General features: G+C 59.9%; 24 protein-coding genes and 2 pseudogenes. 18 read left to right on the forward strand and 8 right to left on the reverse strand.

Annotated elements, in window-relative coordinates; genetic code table 11:
• Nucleotides 1-23: 23 nt before the first annotated feature.
• Both AC5SSZ_RS13010 and AC5SSZ_RS13015 read left to right on the forward strand, forming a co-directional pair.
• Nucleotides 24-723 (forward strand): annotated as a pseudogene (locus tag AC5SSZ_RS13010) (IS3 family transposase); the annotation flags it as partial.
• 103 nt (nucleotides 724-826) lie between these two features.
• Nucleotides 827-1,651, forward strand: a complete 825-nt coding sequence (locus tag AC5SSZ_RS13015) for a universal stress protein (RefSeq protein WP_235872053.1) — start codon at nucleotides 827-829, stop codon at nucleotides 1,649-1,651.
• Nucleotides 1,652-1,730: 79 nt separating this feature from the next.
• Here the strand turns inward: AC5SSZ_RS13015 and AC5SSZ_RS13020 are convergent, their stop codons facing one another.
• Nucleotides 1,731-2,696 carry a LysR family transcriptional regulator gene (locus AC5SSZ_RS13020; RefSeq protein WP_274566150.1) on the reverse strand — a complete coding sequence of 322 codons (966 nt, stop codon included), beginning with the start codon at nucleotides 2,694-2,696 and terminating at the stop codon, nucleotides 1,731-1,733.
• 301 nt (nucleotides 2,697-2,997) lie between these two features.
• On the opposite strand from AC5SSZ_RS13020, the gene AC5SSZ_RS13025 reads away from it, so the two are divergent.
• Nucleotides 2,998-3,741 carry a 3-hydroxyacyl-CoA dehydrogenase family protein gene (locus tag AC5SSZ_RS13025; protein WP_495438359.1) on the forward strand — a complete coding sequence of 248 codons (744 nt, stop codon included), beginning with the start codon at nucleotides 2,998-3,000 and terminating at the stop codon, nucleotides 3,739-3,741.
• On the opposite strand, the gene AC5SSZ_RS13030 is transcribed toward AC5SSZ_RS13025, so the two are convergent.
• The gene (locus AC5SSZ_RS13030; protein WP_040182552.1) at nucleotides 3,666-5,027 is read right to left on the reverse strand and encodes an ISKra4 family transposase; all 1,362 of its coding nucleotides are present in this window, start codon (nucleotides 5,025-5,027) and stop codon (nucleotides 3,666-3,668) included. The genes AC5SSZ_RS13025 and AC5SSZ_RS13030 overlap by 76 nt on opposite strands.
• A 163-nt stretch (nucleotides 5,028-5,190) precedes the next feature.
• Here AC5SSZ_RS13030 and AC5SSZ_RS13035 point away from each other — a divergent pair, with 163 nt between their 5' ends.
• From AC5SSZ_RS13035 to phnE, 4 genes are read left to right on the forward strand one after another with little or no spacing between them, the layout of a single operon-like run.
• The gene (locus tag AC5SSZ_RS13035; RefSeq protein ID WP_274844608.1) at nucleotides 5,191-6,264 is read left to right on the forward strand and encodes a cytochrome c peroxidase; all 1,074 of its coding nucleotides are present in this window, start codon (nucleotides 5,191-5,193) and stop codon (nucleotides 6,262-6,264) included.
• Between the two features lie 11 nt (nucleotides 6,265-6,275).
• The gene (locus AC5SSZ_RS13040; protein ID WP_240672228.1) at nucleotides 6,276-7,139 is read left to right on the forward strand and encodes a phosphate/phosphite/phosphonate ABC transporter substrate-binding protein; all 864 of its coding nucleotides are present in this window, start codon (nucleotides 6,276-6,278) and stop codon (nucleotides 7,137-7,139) included.
• Entirely contained in the window at nucleotides 7,136-7,918 is a 783-nt protein-coding gene (locus AC5SSZ_RS13045; RefSeq protein WP_052453653.1) for a phosphonate ABC transporter ATP-binding protein, read from the forward strand. The genes AC5SSZ_RS13040 and AC5SSZ_RS13045 overlap by 4 nt, the downstream gene beginning before the upstream one ends.
• Complete coding sequence (gene phnE, locus AC5SSZ_RS13050; protein WP_009820129.1) at nucleotides 7,918-8,676, forward strand: phosphonate ABC transporter, permease protein PhnE; 759 nt, start codon at nucleotides 7,918-7,920, stop codon at nucleotides 8,674-8,676. The genes AC5SSZ_RS13045 and phnE overlap by 1 nt, the downstream gene beginning before the upstream one ends.
• A gap of 3 nt (nucleotides 8,677-8,679) precedes the next feature.
• On the opposite strand, the gene AC5SSZ_RS13055 is transcribed toward phnE, so the two are convergent.
• Both AC5SSZ_RS13055 and AC5SSZ_RS13060 read right to left on the reverse strand, forming a co-directional pair.
• Entirely contained in the window at nucleotides 8,680-9,156 is a 477-nt protein-coding gene (locus AC5SSZ_RS13055; protein ID WP_043872282.1) for a L,D-transpeptidase family protein, read from the reverse strand.
• A 99-nt stretch (nucleotides 9,157-9,255) separates the two neighbouring features.
• Nucleotides 9,256-11,652, reverse strand: coding sequence for a heavy metal translocating P-type ATPase (locus AC5SSZ_RS13060; RefSeq protein WP_234994810.1), 2,397 nt, complete (start codon nucleotides 11,650-11,652; stop codon nucleotides 9,256-9,258).
• Nucleotides 11,653-11,821: 169 nt separating this feature from the next.
• On the opposite strand from AC5SSZ_RS13060, the gene AC5SSZ_RS13065 reads away from it, so the two are divergent.
• Complete coding sequence (locus AC5SSZ_RS13065; RefSeq protein WP_050686128.1) at nucleotides 11,822-12,091, forward strand: hypothetical protein; 270 nt, start codon at nucleotides 11,822-11,824, stop codon at nucleotides 12,089-12,091.
• Nucleotides 12,092-12,130: 39 nt separating this feature from the next.
• Here the strand turns inward: AC5SSZ_RS13065 and AC5SSZ_RS13070 are convergent, their stop codons facing one another.
• Together AC5SSZ_RS13070 and AC5SSZ_RS13075 are read right to left on the reverse strand one after the other, a co-directional pair.
• Nucleotides 12,131-12,796, reverse strand: a complete 666-nt coding sequence (locus AC5SSZ_RS13070) for a L,D-transpeptidase (RefSeq protein ID WP_043872284.1) — start codon at nucleotides 12,794-12,796, stop codon at nucleotides 12,131-12,133.
• Nucleotides 12,797-12,998: 202 nt separating this feature from the next.
• Nucleotides 12,999-14,066 carry a hypothetical protein gene (locus AC5SSZ_RS13075; RefSeq protein WP_050686115.1) on the reverse strand — a complete coding sequence of 356 codons (1,068 nt, stop codon included), beginning with the start codon at nucleotides 14,064-14,066 and terminating at the stop codon, nucleotides 12,999-13,001.
• Nucleotides 14,067-14,292: 226 nt separating this feature from the next.
• Between AC5SSZ_RS13075 and AC5SSZ_RS13080 the strand changes: the two genes are divergently transcribed.
• The 4 genes from AC5SSZ_RS13080 to repC all read left to right on the forward strand — a co-directional run bounded on the left by AC5SSZ_RS13080 (nucleotide 14,293) and on the right by repC (nucleotide 19,004).
• Nucleotides 14,293-15,201 (forward strand): recombinase family protein, encoded by a 909-nt coding sequence (locus AC5SSZ_RS13080; RefSeq protein WP_065331700.1) that lies wholly within the window; start codon nucleotides 14,293-14,295, stop codon nucleotides 15,199-15,201.
• 342 nt (nucleotides 15,202-15,543) lie between these two features.
• Complete coding sequence (gene repA / locus AC5SSZ_RS13085; RefSeq protein WP_065331699.1) at nucleotides 15,544-16,743, forward strand: plasmid partitioning protein RepA; 1,200 nt, start codon at nucleotides 15,544-15,546, stop codon at nucleotides 16,741-16,743.
• Nucleotides 16,743-17,711: a plasmid partitioning protein RepB gene (gene repB, locus AC5SSZ_RS13090; protein ID WP_228711381.1), complete on the forward strand. Its 969-nt coding sequence runs from the start codon at nucleotides 16,743-16,745 to the stop codon at nucleotides 17,709-17,711. The genes repA and repB overlap by 1 nt, the downstream gene beginning before the upstream one ends.
• Before the next feature lie 237 nt (nucleotides 17,712-17,948).
• Nucleotides 17,949-19,004, forward strand: coding sequence for a plasmid replication protein RepC (gene repC, locus AC5SSZ_RS13095; RefSeq protein WP_065331697.1), 1,056 nt, complete (start codon nucleotides 17,949-17,951; stop codon nucleotides 19,002-19,004).
• 174 nt (nucleotides 19,005-19,178) lie between these two features.
• On the opposite strand, the gene AC5SSZ_RS13100 is transcribed toward repC, so the two are convergent.
• The gene (locus AC5SSZ_RS13100) at nucleotides 19,179-19,691 is read right to left on the reverse strand and encodes an RES family NAD+ phosphorylase (RefSeq protein WP_065331696.1); all 513 of its coding nucleotides are present in this window, start codon (nucleotides 19,689-19,691) and stop codon (nucleotides 19,179-19,181) included.
• Entirely contained in the window at nucleotides 19,691-20,041 is a 351-nt protein-coding gene (locus AC5SSZ_RS13105; RefSeq protein ID WP_065331695.1) for an MbcA/ParS/Xre antitoxin family protein, read from the reverse strand. Before AC5SSZ_RS13105 ends, AC5SSZ_RS13100 begins: the two co-directional genes overlap by 1 nt.
• A 459-nt stretch (nucleotides 20,042-20,500) precedes the next feature.
• On the opposite strand from AC5SSZ_RS13105, the gene AC5SSZ_RS13110 reads away from it, so the two are divergent.
• From AC5SSZ_RS13110 to AC5SSZ_RS13135, 6 genes and pseudogenes are all read left to right on the forward strand, one after another.
• Nucleotides 20,501-20,971 (forward strand): hypothetical protein, encoded by a 471-nt coding sequence (locus tag AC5SSZ_RS13110; protein ID WP_065331694.1) that lies wholly within the window; start codon nucleotides 20,501-20,503, stop codon nucleotides 20,969-20,971.
• Nucleotides 20,972-21,011: 40 nt separating this feature from the next.
• Nucleotides 21,012-21,950, forward strand: a complete 939-nt coding sequence (locus AC5SSZ_RS13115; RefSeq protein ID WP_065331693.1) for an ArdC family protein — start codon at nucleotides 21,012-21,014, stop codon at nucleotides 21,948-21,950.
• A 69-nt stretch (nucleotides 21,951-22,019) separates the two neighbouring features.
• Nucleotides 22,020-22,409, forward strand: a complete 390-nt coding sequence (locus AC5SSZ_RS13120; RefSeq protein ID WP_065331692.1) for a DUF3768 domain-containing protein — start codon at nucleotides 22,020-22,022, stop codon at nucleotides 22,407-22,409.
• 154 nt (nucleotides 22,410-22,563) lie between these two features.
• Nucleotides 22,564-24,546 (forward strand): annotated as a pseudogene (locus tag AC5SSZ_RS13125) (ParB/RepB/Spo0J family partition protein).
• 76 nt (nucleotides 24,547-24,622) lie between these two features.
• Nucleotides 24,623-25,216 carry a hypothetical protein gene (locus AC5SSZ_RS13130; protein ID WP_025042408.1) on the forward strand — a complete coding sequence of 198 codons (594 nt, stop codon included), beginning with the start codon at nucleotides 24,623-24,625 and terminating at the stop codon, nucleotides 25,214-25,216.
• Complete coding sequence (locus tag AC5SSZ_RS13135; RefSeq protein ID WP_024099305.1) at nucleotides 25,216-25,869, forward strand: DUF6927 domain-containing protein; 654 nt, start codon at nucleotides 25,216-25,218, stop codon at nucleotides 25,867-25,869. Before AC5SSZ_RS13130 ends, AC5SSZ_RS13135 begins: the two co-directional genes overlap by 1 nt.
• Nucleotides 25,870-25,948 lie beyond the last annotated feature (79 nt).

The raw sequence follows: 25,948 nt of genomic DNA on the forward strand, positions 1-25,948 counted from the left end.
TCCCATAGATTGGAGGATCAGCGATGGCTGCAAAACGAGAGAAGCCGAAAGATATTGTATCTAAGCTTCGACAGGTTGAAGTGCTGCAGGGACAAGGTGTGACACTTGTCGAGGCGGTGCGTCAGATCGGCGTGACGCAGCAAACGTTTTATCGATGGCGTAAACTTTATGGCGGGATGCAGCGGTCACAACTTGCTCGGCTGAGAGAGATTGAGAAAGAGAACCAGAGGCTGAGACGGGCGGTGTCTAATCTGAGCTTGGACGAGCTCATTCCAACCGAGGCAGCCAGGGGAAACTTCTTAACCTTCGCGTCGCCGCAAGTGCATTGACCAAGTTCGGCAGGAACTGGGCGTGTCTGAGCGCCGCGCCTGCCGTACTTTGGCCCAGCACCGATTCACGCAGTGTAAAATTCCGCTGGGCTGTGTTGATGAGACACGTTTGACAGGCGACATCATCGAGCTGGCCGATTAGTACGGGCGCTATGAATATCGGATGGTGACGGGTCTGCTGAACAACGCGGGCTGGCTGGTGAACCACAAGCGGGTCGAGCGCATCTGGCGACGCGAAGGGCTGAAGGACCCCAAAAAGCAGAAGAAAAAGGGACGGCTCTGGCTGAACGACGGGTCGTGTGTGCGCCTGCGGCCCGAGCGACCCAACCATGTCTGGTCCTACGACTTCGTCCAGGACCGCACCGCTGATGGCCGGGGCTATCGGACGCTTACTAGCGGCGATCGCGACCCGGCTATCTCTTGAAGTGCGGCAAAAAACATAGACATCTAAGTAATCAGATGATAGCGTGCCTTAGCGTTCGATCAGTGAGGCGAAGATGAGCATCAAGAATATCCTTATTACGCATTCCGGGAGTGCTGGATTCCCGAGTGGCGTAGGTCATGCGACAAAAATTGCGGCCAAGCACGATGCATGGCTGACGGCGGTATATGGCAGCACTTCTTCCTACTTCGAACATGTTCTCGGCCTGACCGAAGACCTTCTCGGCAAGCTCGGAAATGTGCGGAATGAGAAAATCGAAGCTGCTCGAGCCTTTTTTGAGGAGCAAGCTTCTTCGGCTGGAGTGGCCGAACGGTCGCGTTTTGTTATGCCAAGCGAGATCGGAAAGTTAAGTTTGCCCGAAATCGCACGTAATTTTGATTTTGTGGTGACAGGCTACCACTCGAACCTTCCTACCGATGAATTTCGTGCTGTGAACCCCGATCTCATGGCACTACAAAGCGGCCGCCCAGTCCTTGTTGTACCCAATGGATACTCCACCGACAAACTTGGTTCACATGCTCTCGTCGCCTGGGATGGAAAGCGCTCGGCAGCCCGAGCGCTCAACGACGCTATGACGATCTTGGAGGAGAGACCGCGCAAGGTCACGATCTTGAGCGTTGGCGCGAGCCTGCCGAAAATGCCCGAAGGAACAGACATTGTCACCCACCTCCGACGCCATGGTGTTGACGTGGAACAGGTCGAGCGCCCCAAAGGCAAGAACGGCATAGCCGACGTTATTCAACGGACCGCTGCCGAGTTGGGGGCAAAGTTGATCGTGATGGGGGCTTTCGAACACAGCAAGTTTTCGCAAGACCTGTTCGGGGGCGTTACCCACGAAGTCATCAGGAGCAGCCAAGTGCCGGTGTTCATGTCCCACTGACCGCATCGTCGTGCCCTTCGGAGGGTGTCCTTTGCATGGCTCGCAGTGTCGCCCCCCGCGCGGGGCCTTCTGTACATGATCATGCAGGCTCGGCGAAGGATTGGCGGATTCGATCCATGAGCTGAATTTGCGGCGCGGAGAACACCGTCTTCTTGTCGTAGACTAGGAACAGTGGCATCGCAATTTCCAGCTCTGGTGTATCCACAAGGCGAAGCCCCGACGCCTCTGGGTCCCTCGGCAATGCGCTCTTGAAGACGAAACCGGCCCCGACATCGGCGCGGATCGCATTTAGGATCGGCTCGGGATGCCCGAAGGCCAGTACGCTGTTGGTTCTCACAACCCCAGCGGCGCGCAGCACCTCGTCGATGAGTTCTCGCGCCATTTGCCCCTTCGGCGGGGTGATCAGCGGCAATGTCCCTAGCTCATCGATATAAGCGACATCGCCGACCAATCGGCTCTCTATCGCGGCCACCAGATAAAGCGGCTCGCGCCAGAGCAATTCGATCTCCAACCGTGAGGTGTCGCGATTGTGATCAACCAAAGTGATCCCGAAGTCGCAATCCCCAAGCAGTACTGATTCCGTGGCAAGGTAGGGGCTGGCCATCGACACCGAAATCCTGGCTGATGGGAATTCCTTTTTGAACGCAATTATAGTTTCAGACAATTTGTAAGTGCCGGCCACCATCGACGAGGCGATCCGCGTTCGGCCAACCAGACCTTTCTTGATGTCTGCAAGGTCAAGAAACATATCTGAGCTGCGCTGAATAGTTTCCTTCGCCCAGGCAAGAGTGCGACGCCCGGCTTGTGTTAGTTCGATGTTGCGCCCAGCCTTGCGCACCAACTTGACACCAAGGCTCTTCTCAAGACTGCGCAGGTGGGCGGTAACTGCGGGTTGCGCGATATTCAGATACTCCGCCGCGCGGGTTACACTGTTGAATTTGGCGATCGTGCAAAAGACGTGCAGCTTGTGCAGCGTGAGGTTGCGCGACCGAAGCAAGTCTTTCGACAGCGTGTCGCTCGGTTCTTCTGGCCGATCTTTGGGCAATTCCTGTTCTCCTGTGTCAGGCATCCGGTTTGATGGCTCGGAAGCATACCAAAACCACAATAAATCAGTCGGGCAAGTTCAGGAATCAACTCAGTTGATTGAGCGCCCGGCATTAAATCATAACCATAGCCATATATATTGTCGACGTTTGCGTATTGGACGCGAGGCCGCTCGGCATCGCACAATCGGAACATTCCTGATCCTCGCGCGGCTATCGCAGCGGCTCGGGTGAAACAGTCGGCTATAAGCCTGTCGTCCAGAAGAGGCGAAGGTTCATACCATTTCAAGGGAGGAGGAAAGTTTGAAGGAATTTGCGTTCGGTACGGAGCCGCCCGGGTCCGGTAGGATTTGCGTCGTCGGGGCCGGATTCATGGGATGCGTCATCGCGACACTCTATGCGCATCACGGCTATGATGCGGTGATCTGCGACAGCAATCAGACCATGCTTGACACTTATGTGGAGCGGGCCCGCCCGATCGCGGCAGGACTGGTCGAGAATTCGGATGCATCGGAGGCCATGCTAGCCGGAGTGACACTTGAGCCGGATCTTGCAAGCGCAGTCGAAGGGGCCTTCCTCGTGCATGAAGCAGTGCAGGAATCCCTGGAAGTCAAACAGGCCCTGTTCGCGGAACTCGACAGAATCTGTCCAGAAAACATGGTGCTGGCAACCAACACCTCGTCCTTCCTGATCTCCGACATCGCCGCGCAAATGACGCGCAAAGAGCGGATGATGGGCATTCACTATGTTACTCCGGGTCATATCGTTCCGGTAATCGAGTTGATCCACGCGGCCGATACACCGGCGGAGTTGGTGGCATGGAGCCGCAAGCTGGTGCAGAACATCGAACATGTTGGTGTCGCGATCCTCGAACGTCCGGGCTTTCTTGTGAACCGAATTCAGTTTGCCATGCTGACCGAGATCTATCGTCTGATGGACGAAGGCTTGGGGGAGTGGACAAAACATGGGGGTCATGCGGCGCGTTTTCTGTTTGCGACGGTCAGCCGACCATCGAGAACTGCGGCCCTTGTGACGGCTACTCGGTGAGCCCCTTTGGGCGACCACCGCATCCTTCTGCGCTTTCCCATGCGGGCATTGGCAATGTCATCGACTGATCCTTCGGCACGAGATGACGAGATGGGCAGCCCGTTACGGTACCGTCGGCCATAGTCGACAAGGGATTCCATGTTGTTCGCGAGATAGGTGTACAGTGTCCCGCATCGGGCCTGCACACGAGCGGCAGCGGTGCGGACAGCCAAAGGTTCTTCCGCAAGGCGGGTGCAATCGTGCATGAGCCCTTTCAGATAAGTTTCCGCGACCCGTGCTCTGCCATGCCACAGCCACCAGCGAAGGCTTTTCGCGGGGCGCTGGAACAGCACCGGAATTCCAGTGAATCCCGGTATCTGGACCAGACCCTGAACGGCGGCCTCGACATGTCGAATACGCATCGAGATGTGCCACCAGTCGAGGATATGCTTCACCTGGCCGTCGCCACCCATGGCATTCCGTATGAGGTTCGGGAGAGCAAGCTCGCCATCAGAGATTACCGTCAACAGACGGCCCGGCTTCCATCCAAAGTCTGACAGCTCTTCTCGCATCCGGCTGCCTGGCGATGCCGTCGCATTGGCGACCAAGCCAAATCGTCGGCACATATTGCGACTTTCAATCTTACCGACCACAAGATCCAGGTGTCGCTGCTGATACTCCGGTCGACAGCGGATATGCGCACCGTCCAGAAAAACCGTCAAACCCCCTTTGGGAAGTGCTTCAGCGGGATCGCCTGATGCCCTTCGACTTTTCTCGAGCCCCGCGGCTACTCTTCCCAACCGGTCACGCACCGTGGTGTGATGGGGCGGATGGCAGGGGAGGAAGCTTTTCATCAGCCGCGCGGCTTCGCGAAAGGAATGCCGGGACCCGAGTTCCGCATGGAGCCGCTGCAGCTCCGGGGTAGCCCGGTCAGGAAAGAAATAGGCCAGCGGAGAAATAGGTCCGCCTGGCATCGCCGCTGACCTGGCATCACACGAACAGCGGCGCAAGCGCGCGGCTTTGACCCGAACCCGCCCAAAGAGCGTGTCGAGATCGCGCGTGCGATAGTCATGAATGGCACGAACCGAGGCGCAATCCGGGCATACGCGGCTTTCTCGGATGATTTCCTCAACCTGATCGCAAAGAATTGCCCGCTGAATCTGTTCGACAACCCTCTTCCCATCCTCGAGGCGCAACCCGATCCCGTCTGGACAGGTCACCCGGTAGGGTCGTGAAATGCCGTCAAGCTGATGAGTGCGCTTCTCCCCGTTGTCGAAGGTAGTTTCGATTGTAATCCGTACGTCCATGGCAGCCCCACACGCAAAGAACTCACCTTAGCACGGGCCGCAACGACGAAGATGACCCCCATGTTTTGTCCACTCCCTCGTTGGATTTCCCATCTCACAATTAAGGGCTACGCGACAGCAGGGCATCGACGAGACCGACCTGCCATTGGTGGCCTATGGCGACATGCTATTCGACAGCGCGCAAATCTTTGGCAATCCGGCGCAGGGTCTCGGGGTCGCTTGTTCGACCTGTCACAACCGATCGGACGTTAACCAGAGGCTTTTCATTCCGGGTGCGAGCCATCAACCAGGCGCGATCGATGTCGATGGCGCCTTCTTCAACCCGATCTTCAATGACCGGCGTGATGATCCGATTGACATCCCCAGCCTCCGTGGCCTGCGCTTCACCGGGCCCTACGGCCGCGATGGCCGCTTCGCCTCCTTGCGCGATTTCACCCGCAACGTCATCGTCAACGAGTTCGGCGGCGATGAACCGACGCCCTTCATGCTGGATGCTCTGCTCGCCTACATGCTCGAATTCGACTTCCTGCCCAACTCCATGCTGACACCGGATGGTCAGCTGACCGAAGCCGCTCCCGAGGCAGCGCAGCGCGGCGAAGCGATCTTCAATACACCCTTCGCGGCGCTCGGCGACCGTTCCTGCTCCAGCTGCCACGTCCCGGACACGAACTTCCTGGACCGGCAGGCCCATGATATCGGCTCGGTTGCGTTGGCCTACGATGGCGCCCGCACCGGTGCGATGGATACACCCACGCTGCTCGGCACCGTCTACACCGCGCCCTATTTCCACGACGGGTCGCTGCCGACCCTGGCCGCTGTCGTGGACTGGTTCGACGAATCGAAGTCGCTCGGCCTGACCGGAGCGGAACGGGCCGACCTGACGGCCTATCTGGAGACCGTGGGCGCAGCGGACGAGCCCTATGAGGCATTCGACGCCGAGAACACCGCCTTCCGGCTGGCATTCTCCGAACTGACGACCTTCGCCTCGACGCTTGATACGCTGCTGCCGCAGCGGGATGCAAAACATATCCTGCTGCTGACCGACACCGTGGCCGCGGACCTTTCGGCGGACGCCAGCACAATGTCGAACCTGGCTGCGCGGCCTGAAGTCTACGCGTTGGCCCAACGTCTGGCCGAGGTTGGTGACGCCGTTCGTACTGATGACTGGGTGGCTGCCGAAACAAGCTGGACCGCGTTCAAGTCCGAAGCCGACGCAATCGAAGAGAGGGCATTCTGATGGCGATCCATATGAACCGCAGAACGATGTTGGCGCTGGCCGCTGCGGGCGCAGTATCGCTCGCAACCCCGCTGGCCGCGCAGGACACTGCGTTGCGGCTGGCTTTCATCCCGCAGGAGAACCCCGAGAAGCTCCTGGGCGACATAGAGGCCATCAGCGGCTGGCTGGCCAGTGAGATCGGCGTCCCCGTCGAAGGGTTCGTCACCATCGACCATGCGGCGGCGGTCGAGGCGCTGAGAAACGGCGACGCCGACATCTCCTTCATGGGCGCCCTGCCCTTCGTTCTGGCCGAGGCCGAGATCGGCGCGGTGCCGCTTCTCTCCGAGGTCTACCGCGACGCGCCGAGTTATACGGGACGCATTTTCGTGCGTCGCGACAGTGGCATCGGCGCGCTTGCAGACCTGCGCGGACGCGACATCGCATTCGCCGATCCGATCTCGGAATCGGGCTATCTCTACCCGCTCGCCGAATTCGTCGAGGCTCGGCTGATCGACGGCCCAGGCGCGGCGGAGGCATTCTTCGGCCGCGTCTTCTTCGCAGGCGGCTATCAGCAGGCCATGCAGGCGATGGCCGAAGGTCTGGTCGACGCTGCGGGTGCCAGCCAGTATGCCGACCTGCTCCTGACGCCGCAGCAGCAAGCACAGGTGACATGGATCGCGGAAAGCCCGCCAATCCCCAGCCATGTCGTGATCGCGCGACCCGGGTTGGATGCCGAGGTGCAAGACCGCTTCACCAACGCGATGCTGCGGCTCAACGAGCCCGAGAACCGCGACAAGCTGCGCTATCTCTACGGGCCGGACGGCTATGTCAGGGCCGACCCTGCCGCCTATGACGGCGTGCGCGACATGGCACGGCGATATGGGCTCCTGGAATGACCACCGCCATCCGGATCGACGACCTGAACTTTGCCCATCCGGGCGGGAGTGTTCCGGCGCTGGAGCGAGTCTCGCTTACGATTTCGACCGGCGAAAGCGTCGCTTTGCTCGGCCCGTCCGGGGCAGGAAAAACAACGCTGCTGGCATTGCTCGATGGCAGGCTCCACGGCTGGCGCGGGCGCGTTTCAGTCTTGGGTGCGCCGCTCGATCCAGACCAACCGCCGCCGCGCGCAAGCCGACCTGATACCGGTTTCGTATTTCAGGAATTCGCCTTGGTCGAACGCTCCACGGTTCTGCGCAACGTGCTCAACGGCCGCCTAGGCCGGATGGCGCCCCTGCGCGCCCTGCTGGGGTCGCCAAGGCCACATGATCTCGACATTGCGCGCACAGCCCTCACTGATTGCGGCATTGCCGATCTCGCCGAACGCCGGGTCGACAGTCTCAGCGGCGGCCAGCGGCAGCGCGTGGCCATTGCGCGGTGTCTCGCGCAGGAGCCACGGCTGATCCTCGCCGACGAGCCGGTGAGCAACCTCGACCCCACCCGCGCTGGGGAGGTCTTGGCGCTGCTGACCGGGGCGGCGCAAGCGCGCGGCGCAACGGCGCTGTTTTCCTCGCACCAGCCCGACCTGGCGCGGCGTTTCGCGCAGCGCATCATCGGCATGCGGAACGGGCGGATCGTGTTCGATGTGCCGACATCCGAGTTGCAGGACGAGGCGACGGCGGCTCTCTACCGGGAGGCAGAGCCGATGCCCGGTTCCGGCCTCCGGGCGGTGTCCTGATGGGCCACCGCAGGTTCGGCGGCTTCGCGACCAGCACCCTGATCGCAGGCGCAATCCTCTGGTCCTTCGCCACGACCGATGTCGAGTTGTCGCGTCTCGTTTCGGCCGGTCCGCGGATCGCTGACTTTCTCGGGCGGATGTTCCCGCCCGATCCGACAGTGATGGCCGAGATCAGGAAGGGCAGCGCGGAAACGCTGAGAATAGCGATCCTCGGTTCCCTCGGCGCTGTGATCCTGTCGATCCCTCTGGCCATCCTCGCCTCCGAGACCATGGTCTCGCGCATGGTGTTCGGCCCTGTGCGCGCGCTGCTGGCCTTTATCCGGGCCGTGCCGCTGATCCTCGTGGCCATGCTTATGGTGGGCGCTGTCGGGCTCGGGCCGCTGCCCGGCATCATCGCGGTCGCCTTTCATGCAACGGGGATGCTCGCCAAGTTCTATGCCGAGGCGATCGACGGCGTGTCCCGCGCGCCGATCGCAGCACTGGAAAGCGCCGGCGCCGGACCGCTCGTGCGGCTCAGGCATGCGATCTGGCCGCAGATGGCCCCAGTCATTGCCCGCGACACGATTTTCCGGTTCGAACTGAACCTGCGCGAGTCGCTGATCCTCGGCATCGTCGGCGCGGGTGGGATCGGCTTCTACATCCAGACCTACGTGAGATCCTTCCAGTATGATAAGGCCGCCAGCGTCACGATTGCGGTCGTCGTCATGGTCATGGCCATTGAGGCGATCAACGTCGCACTGCGGCGCCGCTTCACCTGATCCTTAGGCGTAAATGTCGATCGGTGTCCCGTCCCTGACCATGGCATAGATTTCCTCGATCTGGCGGTCAGTGACGGCGATGCAGCCTGCCGTCCAGTCGCGGACATTCATTGGGTCGATCCCCTTGCGCGGTCCTCCGTGGATGAAAATGTCGCCACCGGGCGACTTTCCTTGCGCCTGCGCAAAAGCGATGTCTGCCGCGTTGGGATATGAGATGCCAATCGACAGGTGAAAGAGGCTCTCCGGGTTGCGCCGATCAATCACGTAGGAGCCCTCCGGCGTACGGCCGTCCCCCTCGAACTGCTTGTGACCTTCGGGCGCGAAGCCTAATCCGATGGGATAGGTCCGCAAGACGTCATCCACCCCGTCCAGAACCAGAAACCGCTGTGCCTTATACATGCGTAGCCGGGTCACTTCGGGTCCGTTGTAAGACCGGAACTTGCTGGCACAACCTGACAGGAAGGAGGCCAATCCGCCCATCAAAAAGGCGCGCCGTGGAAATCTGGTGTTTGTCACTGCTCGACGCCCCTTTTTGCGAGGTCTGTTGGTGCCAGAGGTTACTCTACCGAAGACGTCGGATCAATGACCGTGCGCCAGTGCTCCCTTCGCCATCTGCTCGCCCACCGGTTCACCGCCCGAAGGCCCGTCCTTGATCCGATGGCCGTTCAAAAGCCGCAGCGCATTGGCGACCACCAACAGGGAAACGCCTACATCCGCAGCGATGGCGCCCCACATCGAGGCCATCCCGAACGCGGTCAGCCCGACGAACAGCGCCTTTGTTGCCAGCGATATACCGATATTCTGGTGGATAATCGTCATTGTCCGCCGAGAGTGAGTAATCAGCCACGGCACTCGAGCCAGATCGTCGGTCATCAGTGCAATATCTGCCGTTTCGATCGCCGCATCCGATCCGACAGCCCCCATGGCAATGGCATAATGCGCGCGCGCCATTGCGGGCGCGTCGTTCACGCCGTCGCCGATCATCGCCACCATATCGTGGCATTCCACCAGTTCCTCGATGGCCTTCACCTTGTCTTCTGGCAAGAGTTCGGCGCGCACCTCGTCAATGCCGACCTCGGCCGCCACCGCACGTGCGGTGCGTTCGTTGTCGCCCGTCAACATCACGATTGTCTTCACACCCTGCGCGTGCAGACGCGCAACGATACCCTTTGCATCGGGGCGAATGCGGTCACGAAGCTCCAGCACGCCGGTCACGCCGGTCTCGTCACCCACGGCAACCAGGGTGCTGCCTGCCCCTTCGATCCGGTCCCGAAGATCCGCCGGAATGGCATTGCTGAAACCTTTCTCTTGGGCAAACCGATCTGATCCGAGCCAGATCGCGCGCCGGTCGGCGCGTCCTTCGAGCCCGCGCCCAGGCACGGTCCGCGTGTCCTCTGCGGCAGACACGGAAACACCATCGCTTTCTGCGCGCGCGAGGATGGCGCGTGCCAGCGGGTGCGAGGACCGCGCCTCCAGACTGGCTGCCAGCGTGATGATTTCGCGAGCGGAGGCTTCACCCAGCGGGTGAACCGCCGCCACCTCAGGCTCGCCCATGGTGATCGTTCCCGTCTTGTCCATCGCCAGCGCTGTGGTGCGCCCTGGCGCTTCGACATAAGCGCCGCCCTTGATGAGCACCCCTGCTCGCGCCGAAGCGGCCAGCGCTGCTACAATGGACACCGGCGTAGAAATGACCAGTGCGCAAGGACATGCGATGACAAGAAGGACCAGCGCATTGTAGAACCAATAGTCCCAGGCGCCGCCGAGCAAGAGTGGCGGCACCACCGCGATGGTGATCGCCACCGCCATCACGATGGGTGTATAAATGCGCGCGAATTTCGCCACCCATTGCTCGACCGGCGCGCGGCGGGCATGGGCATCACCGACCAGACGGATGATCTTGGCCAACACTGTGTCGGAAGCTGCCTTGGTCGCTCGTACCGTCAGTGTGCCTTCGCCGTTGATCGTGCCGGCATAGACCTCATCGCCCGGCTCCTTTGGCACGAGCGCGCTTTCTCCGGTAATGGGAGCCTGATCGACGGCTCCCGCCCCCTCCACCACTTCACCGTCGAGGGGGATGCGGTCGCCGCCGCGCACAATGAAGCGATCGTTCACGGCGACCTCTGCCGCAGGCACATCGGTTTCGCTGCCATCTGATCGGATCACCCGAGCTGTCGGCGGCGCCAGATCCAGCAAGGCCGATACCGCGTTGCGGGCCCGCCCCACACTCCAGCTCTCAAGGTAAAGCGAAAGTGAGAAGAAAAACGCAACCGTCGCGGCCTCGAAGAATTCGCCCAGCCCGATGGCACCCGCCACTGCGACCACCATCAACAAGTTCATGTCAGGGGAAAACCGTCGCGCGGAAGACCAAGCCTTGGGCGCGACCAGCCAGACCCCGAAGAGAATTGCCACCGCGAATAACCCTGCTTCCGCGAGTGGCATCGGCATTTCTCCGTGCCCTGCGAATAGCCCGAGCGCACCACCCATGCCGGTTTCGACGATGTGGTAGAGAAAACCTGCCACCCAGAAGCCGCCGCTGAGCGCGGTAAACCGCTTTTGACGTGCCAGATGCGCGGCCTGATTCTCTGCTGCGTTGTCGGCGTCCCACGGTTTTGCGCTCATGCCGGTACTCGCGACCAGTTGCGAAATCTCGTTGTCCGAAATCCCGACTGCGGTATCCAGAATTGTCATCCGCCCATTGATGACATCGAACGCCAGATGCTCAGTCCCGCCGACTTTTGGACCGACCACCCTATTCAGGATTGCCACCTCTTCGGCACAATCCAGACCGGAAACTTGAAAACTTCGCCCATTCGACGGGATGGATTCTGCCGGTCCCGTGTTGGCTCCAGCACCGCAGCACGCAGCACCATCTCCATGAGAGTAGCGAGCTACGCTCGCATGTTTGTGATCATCAACATGATCGTGACTGCAGTCAGAGCTGTGCTTGTGGTCGTGGCGGTGGCCATTGGAAGACATGGGATTGACCTCGGGATTCGTTCATTCCACATTGAGATAGCCCCTACAGTAACTAGAGCTTCAAGAGCTAAAACAGAAACTTGGTCAAGTAAGGACACCGATCTGCGGAACCTTGAAACGCGTTGCCAAGTCTGTGGACGCGGCTGACCTGCCAAAAAGTGAGATAGATATGCTTCAAAAATATGCGGTGATCATGGTTGCAACATTGGCCCTGGCTGGCTGTGCGGTACCTCCGAAGGAAGACAACGATCCATTCAGGGTCGGGAATATTCCAGAATCTGTCGCAGCCCTCGCTGCACCCGACCAGGATCTCAACACGGCACGGCTACGTCCCGAAGATAATTGCTATTGGTATGCGCATAGTGGGCCTGTGGAAACGACCTTGGTCCCGTTGCGATCGGCAGGCGGCAATCCCATCTGCGTCGCGCGCCAATCCTGATTGACGCGTCCAAGCGTCGGATTGACGGCGCGGCTTGGGTCAACTCTGCGGAGTCACGCTGTCCTCGGCCGAATATAGGAACGCCATCGAGCCAATCTCCACATTCGGATACAGATCGTTTATGTGCGCCATGACCATCCGGACGCAACCGGAACTTGCTCGGCCGCCGATGCTTCGCGGCTGTGGTGTACCATGGATGCGCAGATAGGTGTCTCGGTCCCCGACAAAGAGATAAAGCGCCCGTGACCCGAGCGCGTTCTCAGGTCCGGGTTCCATACCGTCAGCGATATCGGCGTAGAGCTCCGGGTCGCGGTCAATCATGTTCTGTGTTGGCTGCCAATGCGGCCACCTGACCTTGCGCTTAATCGTGTAGACACCCGGCTCATAAAGTTTGCCACGAGCAATCGCTACGCCATAGCGCATCGCCGTTCCGCCTTCCTCGATATGGTAAAGATAGCGCGCAACAGCATCGACATGGATGTCACCGGCCACAAGACCATCTTTAGCTACAACCCGCTGCGGCAGAAAGCGCGGATGCAGGCCCCACGGGTTTGATGTGGCTGGATTATAGCCCGGCGGTGTAACCTGTGCATCCCAAGCAGCCTTTTCCGCTTCAGTGGGCCAGGTGTCAGCGAGGAGCGGACTCGAGATAGACGCCGAGAACAATGCGGTAGTCGTCTGGATGAAGTGTCGTCTTGTCAGCATGTATCGTGCTCCGCGCAGTTTCTATTTCGGTGTCGGATCTGTCAGATCGATTTGCTCCACGCTAAAACGTCTAGCAACTAGAGGTTCAAGGGTTAAATTTTCACTTAACCGCGAGAAGCAGAGGGTTGAATAGCGATTTCAATGCTAGACGTTCACGCGCCAACTGGGTCAGCAAAGGGCTAAATCCAAAAAGGCTTCTCTACTATATCGTTGCACGCCACATCCGATAGCGCCCCTGCCCGGTCACCTCACGGATCAGACCCCGCGCTTCCAACCAGCCAAGGTTGCGCTGGACGGCGGCGCGGCTGGCGCCAGTCAAGATTTCGGTCATCGGTGCAGAGACGAGTGGCCACTCGGTCAGTAAGGCGCGGAGAGCAGGTGGCGTCTTGCCCGAGAGCGGTGCCATTTCGGCGTCTGCGCGCATAGCCCATGCCTCTATGTCGTCTAGGTGCCGCATCGCGCTCAAGGATGCTGTCATCATCCCATCGAGCCAACGCGCCAGACGGTCAGCGGGTGGGCCGCCAGCGCGCAGCCCCCCTGATCCGCCCATGGCCAGAGGTGCAAAGACTGCCCCCCTTCCCTCACCGGCCGCAATCCTTGCGGCTGTGACTGCCGCCTCCATCCCGTCTCCGTGCTGTCCAAGACCAGCGAGGTTCCAGAGGTGGAAACCCATGCAGGCGCGGCTGATCGGATGCAGATCGACAGCTCGCGCCATCAGATCCAGCCAGCCGCTCGCACGATTCATGAAAGGTTCGGCATCATCACCAAGGTTCTCGGGGTCGCGGCGGTCGAGAAAGGCGGAAAGGTCCACCTCGGGCCCCGGCCCGCCGCTCAAACGGCGAACTGCCCATCCGACACGCGCGAGTGCTGCGGTGTCCTCCTGAACGCCTGACAGGCGCATGGATATCCAAAGAGCAAGGCGATCCGGGACGATACGATCACCCACAAACCAGCTGAGGTCAGCTGCCTCGATCAGGGCAAGCCTGTGTCGCCATCCTTCGGGGCCGCGCTTCAGGCGGTCGTCCAGCGCGCCGACGCGACCAGCTACACTGGCAAGACGCGCGGCGAGACCCGCCTCTGCTTTCCGCCATTCATCAAGGACTTCGGTTTCGCGCGGTTCGGCCCGTGGTCCGGGCGGCAGATAATCCGGCTCCTCTTCCATGGGACCGGGCAAGAACCAAAGATCGTCCTCGGACGACTGTTCCACCCCCTCAGCATCGAGAAAGAGAGCGTCCGATTCATCATGAAAGGCAGGCGCTTGAGGCTTCATATGTGCAAAATACTGGATTTTTGCATTTTACCCAAGGGTTTTGTCAGAGTGGACCCACGCTTCTTAGATAGCACGCGCGGGCGATGGTCGGCGAGGGCTCTCTGATCGCGCTCAGCGCAAGGAAACCAAGGGTTTTTGGACGAGCACGACGAGCGAGCACTTACTTGCTTTCGTTTACAAACGGTCATTTAGTGGCGATACCTTAAATTGCAAACGGCTCGTTTTCATGCCCTTGATAGGCTATGCACGCGTATCCACAGAGGATCAGACCCCCCTGCCCCAGTCAGAGGCCCTTCAATCTGCGGGATGTTCCGAGATTTTCGAAGAGCACGCCTCAGGTGGAAATCGTGCGCGGCCTGTGCTTGCCCGCGTGCTGGAGCGAGTTGACAAAGGCGATACGCTGGTCGTCGTTCGGATCGACCGGCTTGCACGGTCCTTGTCGCATCTTCTCGAAGTGATTGAGCGTCTGGAGGCCAAGGGTGCCTTCTTTCGCTCCCTGCAGGACCCCATCGACACCTCATCCCCGCAGGGCAAATTCACGCTGCAAGTTCTGGGCGCTGCCGCCGAGTTTGAACGTGCCCTGATCCGAGAGCGTACCAAGGCCGGCCTTGCCTCGGCACGCGCCAAAGGGCGCGTAGGTGGCAACCCAGGGCTTCGCGCCAAGGACCCCGCCGCGCTTCGCAAGGTCCGGCTGGCGCGACAGGAAGGCTACATGGAGCGTCTGAACGAGACCGCGCAGGATTGGGTGCCCCATGTGCGCCGCTTGCGCCCCGATATGGCTTGGGAAGACGTCCTGCGGATTGTCAATGGCCCCCTGCCGCCAGATCGCCATTGGACCCAAAGCCGCCTGCTCCGCGCCGTGAAGGCGTATGTGCGCGACGGATATCTGCCCAATGAAGTGCTTGGCCGCGCCGGACGCCGCGAAACCAACGATCGCCTGCCCGCAATCGTCGCCGGCATCAAGGGCGCGGACCCAGACATCACTCTTCAGGCAATCTGCGACCGGCTTGAGTCTATGCGTGAGCGCACCCCTCGAGGTCGCACGAGCTGGCAGCCGTCGTCGGTCAAGATGCTGCTCGAACGAGCGGAGCGACTTGGACTAATTTCATCAGAATCGGCTCACTCCCGACTGTAATTAGCAGGGGCTCATCCAACAGAATCTATTGCTCCAGACACCGTCAGAAGGACAATTGTGCCATTGGTTGCATGGGTTTAGCTGAAACCATCCAAACAATTCGGATTGGTGGCTTGAAACGCGATCGTGTCGACTTAATGCAATAAAATCAAACGTTTGCGGCTATCCTGATGCGGCTGAACGTATTGGCGCTGTGGATAACTTTCACACTACATCTAGATTCTTCTTGCCGGACTCACCGGATCGTGGCATTCCCATCCTGACGGCAAAACGCGTCAGATACGCTGTACACCGTCAGAATGACCAAGAGCCTCAACAGAGGCCGAGAGTGGGCGGCAGGATATGGATGATCGTAACGTTGGATACGCGCAAGGCATAGGGTCTTCCGACATCGGAGCATTTGCCGACAATCTGGCTGAGTCTTTGGATCGCCAGATGAAGATCGCTTTCGAGCCCGAAGAACGAAAGTCCCTGCGCCGTTTCAGTTCTACCGAGGTCGCCAGCCTCCTGCGCGTGAGCACATCTAACCTGCGCAACCGGCACAAGGACGGCAGCTTCCCGGAAGTACATACAGACAACCGCGGACACCGGTTCTACACAGCCCAAGAGATTGATGAGTTGCGCGATATTCTGGGGCGCACTGGAAAGAACGCAGAAAACTACCGCCCTGGTCGACGTGAGGGCGATCGTCTCCAGGTGATATCTGTCGTCAATTTCAAAGGCGGATCGTCAAAAACGACAGCAACGATACATCTTGCACAACGGTATGCCTTGCGAGGCTACCGAGTATTGGTTTTGGATCTCGATCCGCAGGCAAGTCTGACCACCTTTTTCGGCTTTCGGCCCGAGCTCGAGTTCGCCGAAGGCGGCACAATCTATGATGCCCTGAGATATGAGGAACAAGTTCCACTCTCAGCCGTCATCCAAAAAACCTACTTCCACAAGCTCGATATGGTCCCAGCGGGCCTAATGCTATCGGAATACGAAACCGAGACGGCAAACGCCCTCGCCCGCCGGGTGCAGCCCATATTTGCGGAGCGTCTCGCCTTAGCGCTTGAGGAAGTAGAGGCGAATTACGACATCGTTCTGATCGACTGCCCACCTCAACTTGGTTTTTTGACCCTTACGGCGTTGGCAGCCTCGACGGGGCTTTTGGTAACCGTGGTACCTGGCATGCTCGACATCGCTTCCATGAGCCAGTTCCTGAAACTTGCTTCGGAAACGGTCAAGGCCGTGGAAGAAGCCATTGGCCGGCGCGTTACCTGGGACTTCGTAAAGTTCTTGATCACGAGATACGAACCGTCGGACGGGCCTCAGACGCAAATGGCAGGCTACCTGAGATCGATCTTGGCCGGACAGGTCATGACTGAACCAATGTTGAAATCTACGGCAATCTCGGACGCTGGTATGACCCAACAAACCGTCTACGAAGTTGATCCGAGCCAATTCATCAGAAAAACGATTGATCGCGCTCTGACCAGCGTGAACGGCGTTGGCGATGAGTTGGAACAGACAATCCAAATGGCATGGGGGCGTCGCTGATGGCCCGAAACATCTTCAATCAGCCACCAAAGGACGAGAAGGAGAGCGCGGCCCCCTCCCCTACCCCACCAAAGGCAGCAAAACTGCCAGGATCTGTTGGCGGATTGCGCGACTCTTTGCGCGAGATTACCGCGAATTCGATCCGTGACATCGAGCCCGACCAGATTGATATGGATGGCCTGCGCGATCGGTTGGTGCTGGAGGATTCCAGTATTGATGAGTTGGCCGAAAGCATTCGCAAGCATGGGCAACAAGTGCCAATTATGGTCCGTCCATCGGCCCAACCGGACAGATACCGCATCATCTACGGACGACGCAGGCTTGCAGCGATCCGCATGGTCGGCGGAACGGTCAAGGCGATCGTTCGAACCTTGGATGATGACGCATCTCTGATCGCACAGGGCCAAGAGAACAACCTCCGACTAGACCCGTCTTTCATTGAGAAATCTCTTTTTATCAAAGAGATGCAGGAATCAGGTTACAAGCCAAACGTCATTCAGGATGCTCTCGGCTTGACACGGCAGGGCGTGTCCAACCATCGCGTGGTCATAGAGCAACTGCCAGAAGGGCTTGTACAGCTGATAGGGCCGGCACATGGCATCGGACGACGGCAATGGGGTGACCTGGCCGCTTTCTCGAAAAAGATAGATCTGGTGAACACGGCCAAAGAGGTGATTGCCGCCCTGCCCGACGACACTCCAAGCGCGGAAAAGTTTCAGGCAGTCTACTCGGCTTGTTCGAACAAGGCACGTAGCGACAAGAAGCAAGCCAACGGCAGCCTAACGTCCGTCGTCAAAGATGCGGACGGTAGCTCTGTGGGAACGCTGACAATCGATCAGAAAACGATCGCCATCAAGATCGCCAAGAAGGACAACCCAGAATTCGGCCAATGGATCGAAGAGCGCGCGGAGGCAGCGCTTTTGAAGCTCTTCGAACAGTGGCGGAATGAGAGCGGCTCTGGGTCCTAACCCAAGCCACACAGAGTAACGCGAGCAGAGGAGAAAAGCGAAGACCAGAAGAAAAGAGCCCCCCAAAGTTTCCCCTGGAGAGCCCTCATCATTCGATTAGCACTCATGATGTAGCAACCTCCAGCAAACCGGTCAAGAGTCACCGATTCGGTGGACGGATTTTTATTGCCTTTTCCTGAGCGAAATCTCGGGAAGAGACTGGGAAGCTGTGGGCCGAACGGTCGTCGTGAACAAACCATGGCATTTACAAAACTATCGATCAGAACCGCTGGTGCTGATGCATCACGCGGCTCAATTTCTGCGGATGAAACCGACATCTGGACCATCTTCAGGGCACTGAGAGATGCACGTAGTGTATTCGGTCTGCGTCCTGGCCATATCCAAACACTTCAAGCCATGCTCAGTTTCTTGAAGCCCGGCCATGGCGAAACGGTTTTCGCGTCCAACGACTCGATTTGCCAGCGCGTCGGCGGAATCGACGAACGGACGCTCCGCAGACACATCAACCGCTTCGTCGAACTCGGGTTCATCAAACGCAATGACAGCTCGAACCGAAAGCGCTACCGCGTTCGCTCGTCCAGCGGGGAATGCATCAGCTATGGACTGTCTCTAACCCCCCTCCTCCAACGCGCGAGCGAGCTTATCGCCATCGCACATGAGATGGATAATAACCGGCGGGATCGGATATTTGTCCGCAAACAGATCCTTACAAAGCTCGCCCATTTGGAAGAGCATGATCCCAGCAACTCATTCATCAACCACGCACGGAGAGCTCTACGCAGGAAGCTGAGCCTGCCCGAATACCACGCGCTGCTCGCTGACACGGACAGAGAATGCCTGAGTTTGAATACACCAGATGACACACCAGAAACTGTGGAATTGCCCGCCAATGACGGACAAACTGTCCGGCACCAATCTAAGTCCGAAGAAGAAAAAAAAGATTTAGATAGCAACATAGGCAATGAAGCTCTGAAACCGGACTTGCTAACCTCAGTCTGCGATCAAGCGACATCGTTCTCCACAGAGAAACTTAGAGACTGGTTGGACATTGAGATACATGCTCGAACACTTGCACCCATGATGGGCATTCACCCAGAAACGTTCGAGAAAGCCAAGAATGCGGTAGGAGCTCAGAAAGCGTCATGCGCGATCTTCATCATGCTGCAACTTGGACAACGCATCAGGGACTTTGGAGCGTATTTTCACAGTATCACCTTGGGCCAACGTCAAGACCAGTTTGATCCAGTGGCTTTGATCAAGCGTCTGTCAAAAACTGCTATGCAAACCGCCTAGTGTCCACCGCGGTGGACGTCTGGCCGGCAACTAGTCCAATGACGCGCGGTCTCTCCACGTGCATCAAAGCGACCGAGCCAAATTACACTAGGGCGATACTGCACGGTCAATCCGTGTTCCTCCGACCCGCCGATGTCCACCGCGGTGGACAGATCAGGCACCAAGTCTCACAACTCACATGCGTGACAGCCGCTCTTCGTCATCCACCACTTCCAAAGAACCTATATTGTCAGTCCAGACCCACAGCACAATATTGAAGTCAGATGATGACGCGCCCTTTGCAAAACTCTGGATCAGAAGCCCCGCGAACCGATCTGCTATGAGGGCGCTTGCCAAATCCTGTGTCGGCACAGGTTGGCCATCGAGCATCTTCATGCGCCATGCAGGGTCGGCAAGCATTGACGCTGTCACACCATACCGATCGAGCCTGTCCTGATCGCGGGTATCGAAAATAGGCCCAAGGTCGGCCTTGTAGGACACCAGGATAGTGGGTTGCAGGCTGCCTACCTGGTTGGCTTCTCTAAGAGCGGTCGCGGGATCCAGCGAGGTGTAGAGGGCAGGGGTGCCCTTGGCATTAAAGCGCCCTCCATAGAGTTCAGCGCCTAGTCCGGACAGAGGTTCACGCGCATAGACCGGGTTCAGGGCGCGGTAGAGCGGCCCTGAGTAGCGTCCATCTTTCAGCGGCATCAGGCAAAGACGCCTGCATCGACCGCATCGATGTATTCCAGAACTTGCTGAGCTTTGCCTTCCTGAACCAGCTGCATGGCTGTTCGGCCATCAAAGCCGGGCAGGGGCTCTGACCGGTACCATGCATAGGCCATCAGTTCCGAGCCGAAGCGGGGTTCGACTTTGTTCAGCACCTCTACCAATTCGCGCAGGCGGCGCTGCGTCTTGTCCGAACCGATGCGGGCTCGCCTCTGCAACGCGTCTTTGCCCAAGCCGACGGTCAATGCGATCTCTTCTGCTGATGTGCGTAGCACCGCGGCGATCTTCCGCGGTTCGAATTGCCCAGCTTCAGCAAAGCTCGTGATGTGCATGATCTGTGCTCCTACAGTGATACTGACGGTATATAGCGGCAATATTGCTGAAATTCAAGTTTTCAGGAAGTGCTGTGCCTTCGTTTCCCATACTTATTCGTAACGCTCCATTACTCAGAACGTCGAAAACCCTGATTTTTGGGCTTGAGAAGTCGCCGTTGGCGCGTTCTTTTCCGATCGAGAACGTCAGATAAGTTATTGATAATATGACAAAGACTGCGGCAGTCGGACCGGAGTTGCCGATATGGCTTGCCGATCTTGGATCGGAACCGGCACTTACTGCATGCAGTCACTGGGGTCCGCGGTGGTGTCGAGCCATTGACAGTTACCTCAGACCAGTTGGCTGGTGGAAAGTGAAAGTGGACTTCGGGTTTTGTGACTGACGGATGAGGGCCTTTGGGGTGCCTCGGACGGGTCCGGGCCGGGTTCCGGTCTGCCGTTCCTGATAAGGGCATTCCCATGCAAATAGGTGTCTTGCGCGTCTTGCGCGCGACCGCTGCCTCCTGGTGGCGGCATAGAGAACTGCGCCGAACTGGCCAGACGGCGCTGGCACAGCAGCTCGAACGCCAGACCGTCCAGCGTGACCTCGGCTATCTCAGGCAGGCGGCGACAATGCCGGACGCGCATGTGATCTGCGGGGAGGGTGGCACTTTCCTGCATCTCGGCTGGACCAACGTTTCGACTCTCACGCCGATCGAGTGCTTTCCGTTGGCCGCCCTGGCAGTCGCACGAGGGACGCCCCTCATCGATATCCGGCCCATCACCGATGTCATCGCCTTCGCGAACCTGCCGCAGGTGAGGCGGGACGGATCGGTCAACCCTGAGCATTCGGGTGCCGGCAGGTCCGTTTCTCTGACCACCTACATCGACATGGTCGAAGAGCTCGGCGCGAGCATCACCAACGATCCACGGCCCTGTCGGTCAACCTAGTCGCCACTCCCTCTCATCAACACTCGAAAGGAGGCCAGCCATGGCCCGATCCCGCACGCCCAAATTCGATGCCTCCGAGGTCATCACCAACGAAATCATCCGCATCATCGAGCGCGGCGTCCTGCCCTGGCGCAAGCCCTGGACCATTGGCGGCAGCTCTCGTCCCCTGCGCGTGGGCGGAGAACCCTACCAGGGTGTGAACAACTTCCTGCTCACCATGCGAACGGTGATGGCGGGCCACAGCTCGCCCTTCTGGATGACGTTGCCGCAGGCCAATGCGTTGGACGCAAAGGTCCGCAAGGGCGAGAAATCCTCTGTCGTCGTCTATTACGGCCAAAGCCGGAAAGACGCGGGCGGCGAGGACGACCGCAGCGATGGCGATGATCGCTCCGAGGAAGCCCGCATCTTCCGCTTCCAGAAAGCCTACCGCGTGTTCAATGCCTGCCAGATCGATGGCCTGCCCGACAGTTTCTTCCCCGACCCGGAGCCCGCACCCGAGCATCCTCCGTCCGAGCCCATCCCGCACATGCAGGCGTTTTTCGACGCCATCGACATCACGACCGTCTTCACGGGGACGGAAGCCTACTATTTGCCACCTGTAGACAAGGTGTTCATGCCATCCATTTCCAGGTTCGAGAACCCGCGGAACTTCTACGGGGTCTGGGCGCATGAGCTCGCCCATGCCACCAAGGCGCGCCATCGGCTGAACCGCGACTACGGCCTCTCGCGCTTCGGCAACACGGCCTATGCCCGCGAAGAGATCGTCGCCGAGCTGACCTCGGTGTTCCTTGGTCAGACGCTCGGCTTTACGGCCCATACGCTCGAGATGAACGCGGCGTATCTCTACAATTGGCTGCGGGTTCTGCGCTCGGACAAGGGCGCCATCTTCAAACACGCCGCTGACGCGCAGCGCGCCTGCGACTACCTGATCGCACTGTCGGAGGCGGGCAGGGCATGGGAGGTCGACCAGGCCGCTTGAGGGGATGTGTGTCGGCAAAGGGAAAGCAGGCTTTGGGAAGGGTGTTTCAACTTCACAGAGGAATGCCCCATGACCAGTACCGCACAACCCCAGACAGACCGCCCGGACTCGAGTGTGATCGCAGCGCAGAACGACGCGTTTCGCAAGCTCGCTTGCCTCGGGGTGCCGCCCGCGCAGCCCATACAGGGCCGCATGCATGTCACCCGCTCGATTATGGAGGCTGGTGACGGCTTCATGGCCGAGGCGGTGAAGGCCACGGGCATGTTCGAGACCTTCGAGCCCGAGAACGATCCCGAAGGATGGCATGATTTCGGGGCGGTCGAGGTCCGCGGCGAGACCGTGTTCTGGAAACTGGATTTGTACGAAGCGGATTCCGACTTCCGCTATGGCGCCGAGGCCCCGGACAATCCCGCCACCACCATGCGCGTGCTGACCATCATGCTGGCGCGCGACTGGTAGGGGAGGGGACACCCCTCCTGACAGCCCAGGCGATGAAGGCCCGCTGACCCCTCAAAGGGAGAGTGGGCCTTTTGTTGTGGTGATCCCTGAAGACGGGGATTGGCCGCGCATCTGAATGCGCGGGCCGCTCCAAACCCACCGAAAAGGAAACGCCATGACCACAAGCTTCAAACCCGTCTCCGTCGCCATCGGCGATCTGGTCTCACATCCCGCCAATGTGCGCAGCAACTCGCCGGAAACCTATGATCCTGAGAACATCGCCCATCTGAAGGCAAGCATCGCCGTTCTGGGTCTCCTGCAGCCGCTCATGGTCCAGAAGCTCGACGGCAAATATGCTGTCCTCGCCGGTGGCCGTCGGCATGCCGCGCTGAAGGAGCTGGTCGCGGACAGGGCCGCGAAAGGCTTCACGGCGAAGGCCAAGATCGACTGCCGTCTTGTGCCAGAGGATTGCGATGTCACCACGGCCCTGTCGCTCGCTGAGAACATCACCCAGGCGCCGATGAATGCCATCGACGAGTTCGAGGCTTTCGCGCGGATGATGGAGGTCGACGACCAGACGCCCGAGACGATCGCAAAGACCTTCGGCACCACGGTGGCGGCCGTGAAAGGCCGGTTGCGCTATGGCCTAATCCACCCCGACATCCGCGCCGCGGCCCGGGCCAAGACGATCACGCTCGACACGATGAAGGCCTTTGCGGAGCATCCGAGCCAGGAGGTGCAGCGCGAAGTCTTCGAGGCGCTCACCAAGGAAGATAGCTACCTGCAGGCCTATACGGTCCGCCAGGCGCTCAAATCCCGCGGCGTGCAGGTCAGTGACGATATCGGGGCCTTCGTGCGCGCGGACTACGAGGCGCGGGGCGGCGCTGTCGCCGCTGACCTTCTGGAAGAGCATTCCGTGCTCGAAGACGCCGCGCTGGTCGAGACCATCCTGCTCGAGAAGCTCGGTGCCGCCGCCGAAGAGGCCCGCATAAAGCTGGGCTTTGCCTGGGCCGATGCCATGGTCCGCTATGATTACGCGACCATGGCCGACTACGGCCGCGTTTATCCCGGCCCGATCGAGCCTGATGAGGCTGCGCAAAAGCGCATCGATGAGATCACCGCCGAGCTTGAGAAACTGCAGCTCGAGATGGAGGATGAGGGGCTCGAGGACGGTGCCTACAACGCGCTTTACGAGCGCGTGGACGCCTTGGAAGAGGAAGCCCGCGACCTGCAGGAGGCCTACAGCGCCGAGGACCTCGCGCGGTCTGGGGTAATCGCGTCCTGGTCGGGCGGGCAGGTGACCCTCCATGTTGGCCTCGTCCGCCCGGAAGACACCGTCAAAAAGGAGGGCGCGCGCGGCTCCTCGGCTAGCCCGACCGGGGAGGAGGCCCCAGACGCCGGCGAAATCACCTATCCGGCCTCACTGGCTGAGGACCTCAAGACCGAGCGAGCCATGGCGCTTGGGGCCGCGATGGCGCTGCATCCGGAAGCTACGCTCGATCTGACGCTCTTCAAGCTGGTGAGCGACGTTCTGGCCAGCGGCATGAGTGTCACGCAGGCGATCAAGATCGATGCCCGCAAGTAATACCGCAGCCATGCCAAGATGGACGAGATCGACGCAACCTCGCGCGAGCAGGTGGCGGCGGCGCATGAGGCGCTGGACCTCTCCTGGCTCGATGACACCCGCGCGCCCGCCGATCAGTTCGCGGCGTTTCGCGCGCTGGAGGCAGGCGAAAAGGCCAAGCTCGTGGCCTATGCCACGGCCAGCACCACGCAGTCCTGCTTCGCGCGGGACCGCCAGCGCGACAGCCTGATGCATGCGTTCGAGATCGAGATCATGCCCGACATCCGCTCCCACTGGACGCCGAATGCGGCGCTCTTCAACCGCTTCAAGAAGGCTTGGCTCCTGAAGATCCTCGGCGAGGATCTGGGTCTCGCCCAGGAGGCGGTGACGCTGGCCTCGTCGAGCAAGAAGGAGATCGTCGCCTTTTGTGACAAGCTCTTCGCCGAGCCCTTCGCCACGCTCACGGACGCGCAGCGCGCTGCCGTGGCCGCCTGGTGCCCGCCCATGATGCAGACAGCCGGTGTCGCCTGTGATGAGGCGGAGCCCGCGGCGGAAACCCCGGAGCCTGACGGCGACATCGCGCAAGCGGCCTGAGTCCTCACGCGACCCGCGCGTGGACCATGCCGCCCGCGCGGGTCGACCCTTCCAAACCGAACAGAAAGACATCCCCATGGCTATTCTCAAGTTCTCTGCCTCCGCTGTTGCGGCGCAAATCGCACATGCGCGTGCCTGCAAGACCTTCCTGCCCAACTGGAACGGGCCCGTGGACAGGCCGGCCCTGATCCTCATCGTCGGCAATGGTGTGCATCTGCGCTCAAACGGCATCGATGGCACGACCACCCGTATCGTTACCACCGAGCAGGCCGATCCCTCCTTCGCCTTCGCCGACGGCATGAACCCGTTTCGGGACACCGACTGGATGGCGCAGCGCCGCATGGCGTTTCGCGATCTGACCGGCCAGTTTTACACCGACATCCTGGATGACGTGCAGGTGCTCATCGACCGGGGGCGAGGGGCCATCCGGCTCGCCACCGATGGCCACAGCATCCGCGTCTTCGTGCGCCGGGCCTCGGACTATCTCATCGGCGGGACCTACGAAGTGCCCTCGGGCCTCGGTGGCACCTTCAGGGTCATCCTCAAGGATGCCTGCGACACCTTTGCGATCGTGCAGAACTGTGGCAATTGCGAGGATTTTGACGCCATGCAGCCCTACCGCGTGCCGCTCGATGCGCTGATGGAAATCGATGACCGGAGGGCGGCGTGATGGGTTGGCTCTTCTACACCGACGGCCGCGTCCAGACCTACGCGGATGAGAAAGCGGAGATTGCTCGGCTGTGCACCTTCGAGGGCGAAAGGCGCAAGACGGAACTGGTCAAAGCCTGCAAGGTGGGTTCGACTTGGTACGCGGCGGCAAAGGTCACAAATATCGACGGCACCCCTGTCGAAGACACGACCTATGTCACCGATGCGGATGGCTCCATCACTTTCGCCGCCGTATTCCTTACCCGATATGATGACGGCTGCTGGGGCTACAAGGACATGGAGGAAAGCGCGGGACCGGTCGAATCCCGCGCGCCACTGAGCCTATTGGCCCTGCTGTCCGAGCTGAAAGACCCAGACAGCTATGCTCATGCCTGGCGCCAGCGCTGCCAGGACTGGGCTGCGATCCCGGACTACGAGGAAGGCGACAAGATCAAGCTCGCCACCCCTGTGACGCTCACCGATGGCAGTACCTGCCAGATTGTCACCGCGACCCACTACAGGCGTGGGCGGCAAAAGCGCCGCTGCTACCGCATCGAGGAAACTGGTGGGCTCGTACGCCTGTCGAAGGCCTCGCTTGCGGGCTCGGAGCTGCTCAGCTCCACGAAAGGTGCGGCTAGCCCGGTGCTGGCGGAGTTCCTGGCGGGGCGAAATTAGGTCCTGCGCCGGACGGTTCATCGACCTGCCCGGCGACAGCAGATGCTGCGGCTTGTCTTGACAAGGCAATGCAAATGCA

The organism is Phaeobacter sp. CC-HEC084, from assembly GCF_059429255.1.

Excerpts from the sequence above, each read along its gene's own strand:
- AC5SSZ_RS13015 (WP_235872053.1), top strand. The coding sequence starts at position 827 with ATGAGCATCAAGAATATCCTTATTACGCATTCCGGGAGTGCTGGATTC.
- AC5SSZ_RS13030 (WP_040182552.1), bottom strand. The coding sequence starts at position 5,027 with ATGGACGTACGGATTACAATCGAAACTACCTTCGACAACGGGGAGAAG.
- AC5SSZ_RS13035 (WP_274844608.1), top strand. The coding sequence starts at position 5,191 with ATGCTATTCGACAGCGCGCAAATCTTTGGCAATCCGGCGCAGGGTCTC.
- AC5SSZ_RS13040 (WP_240672228.1), top strand. The coding sequence starts at position 6,276 with ATGAACCGCAGAACGATGTTGGCGCTGGCCGCTGCGGGCGCAGTATCG.
- AC5SSZ_RS13045 (WP_052453653.1), top strand. The coding sequence starts at position 7,136 with ATGACCACCGCCATCCGGATCGACGACCTGAACTTTGCCCATCCGGGC.
- phnE (WP_009820129.1), top strand. The coding sequence starts at position 7,918 with ATGGGCCACCGCAGGTTCGGCGGCTTCGCGACCAGCACCCTGATCGCA.
- AC5SSZ_RS13055 (WP_043872282.1), bottom strand. The coding sequence starts at position 9,156 with ATGGGCGGATTGGCCTCCTTCCTGTCAGGTTGTGCCAGCAAGTTCCGG.
- AC5SSZ_RS13060 (WP_234994810.1), bottom strand. The coding sequence starts at position 11,652 with ATGTCTTCCAATGGCCACCGCCACGACCACAAGCACAGCTCTGACTGC.
- AC5SSZ_RS13065 (WP_050686128.1), top strand. The coding sequence starts at position 11,822 with ATGCTTCAAAAATATGCGGTGATCATGGTTGCAACATTGGCCCTGGCT.
- AC5SSZ_RS13070 (WP_043872284.1), bottom strand. The coding sequence starts at position 12,796 with ATGCTGACAAGACGACACTTCATCCAGACGACTACCGCATTGTTCTCG.
- AC5SSZ_RS13075 (WP_050686115.1), bottom strand. The coding sequence starts at position 14,066 with ATGAAGCCTCAAGCGCCTGCCTTTCATGATGAATCGGACGCTCTCTTT.
- AC5SSZ_RS13080 (WP_065331700.1), top strand. The coding sequence starts at position 14,293 with ATGCCCTTGATAGGCTATGCACGCGTATCCACAGAGGATCAGACCCCC.
- repA (WP_065331699.1), top strand. The coding sequence starts at position 15,544 with ATGGATGATCGTAACGTTGGATACGCGCAAGGCATAGGGTCTTCCGAC.
- repB (WP_228711381.1), top strand. The coding sequence starts at position 16,743 with ATGGCCCGAAACATCTTCAATCAGCCACCAAAGGACGAGAAGGAGAGC.
- repC (WP_065331697.1), top strand. The coding sequence starts at position 17,949 with ATGGCATTTACAAAACTATCGATCAGAACCGCTGGTGCTGATGCATCA.
- AC5SSZ_RS13100 (WP_065331696.1), bottom strand. The coding sequence starts at position 19,691 with ATGCCGCTGAAAGATGGACGCTACTCAGGGCCGCTCTACCGCGCCCTG.
- AC5SSZ_RS13105 (WP_065331695.1), bottom strand. The coding sequence starts at position 20,041 with ATGCACATCACGAGCTTTGCTGAAGCTGGGCAATTCGAACCGCGGAAG.
- AC5SSZ_RS13110 (WP_065331694.1), top strand. The coding sequence starts at position 20,501 with ATGCAAATAGGTGTCTTGCGCGTCTTGCGCGCGACCGCTGCCTCCTGG.
- AC5SSZ_RS13115 (WP_065331693.1), top strand. The coding sequence starts at position 21,012 with ATGGCCCGATCCCGCACGCCCAAATTCGATGCCTCCGAGGTCATCACC.
- AC5SSZ_RS13120 (WP_065331692.1), top strand. The coding sequence starts at position 22,020 with ATGACCAGTACCGCACAACCCCAGACAGACCGCCCGGACTCGAGTGTG.
- AC5SSZ_RS13130 (WP_025042408.1), top strand. The coding sequence starts at position 24,623 with ATGGCTATTCTCAAGTTCTCTGCCTCCGCTGTTGCGGCGCAAATCGCA.
- AC5SSZ_RS13135 (WP_024099305.1), top strand. The coding sequence starts at position 25,216 with ATGGGTTGGCTCTTCTACACCGACGGCCGCGTCCAGACCTACGCGGAT.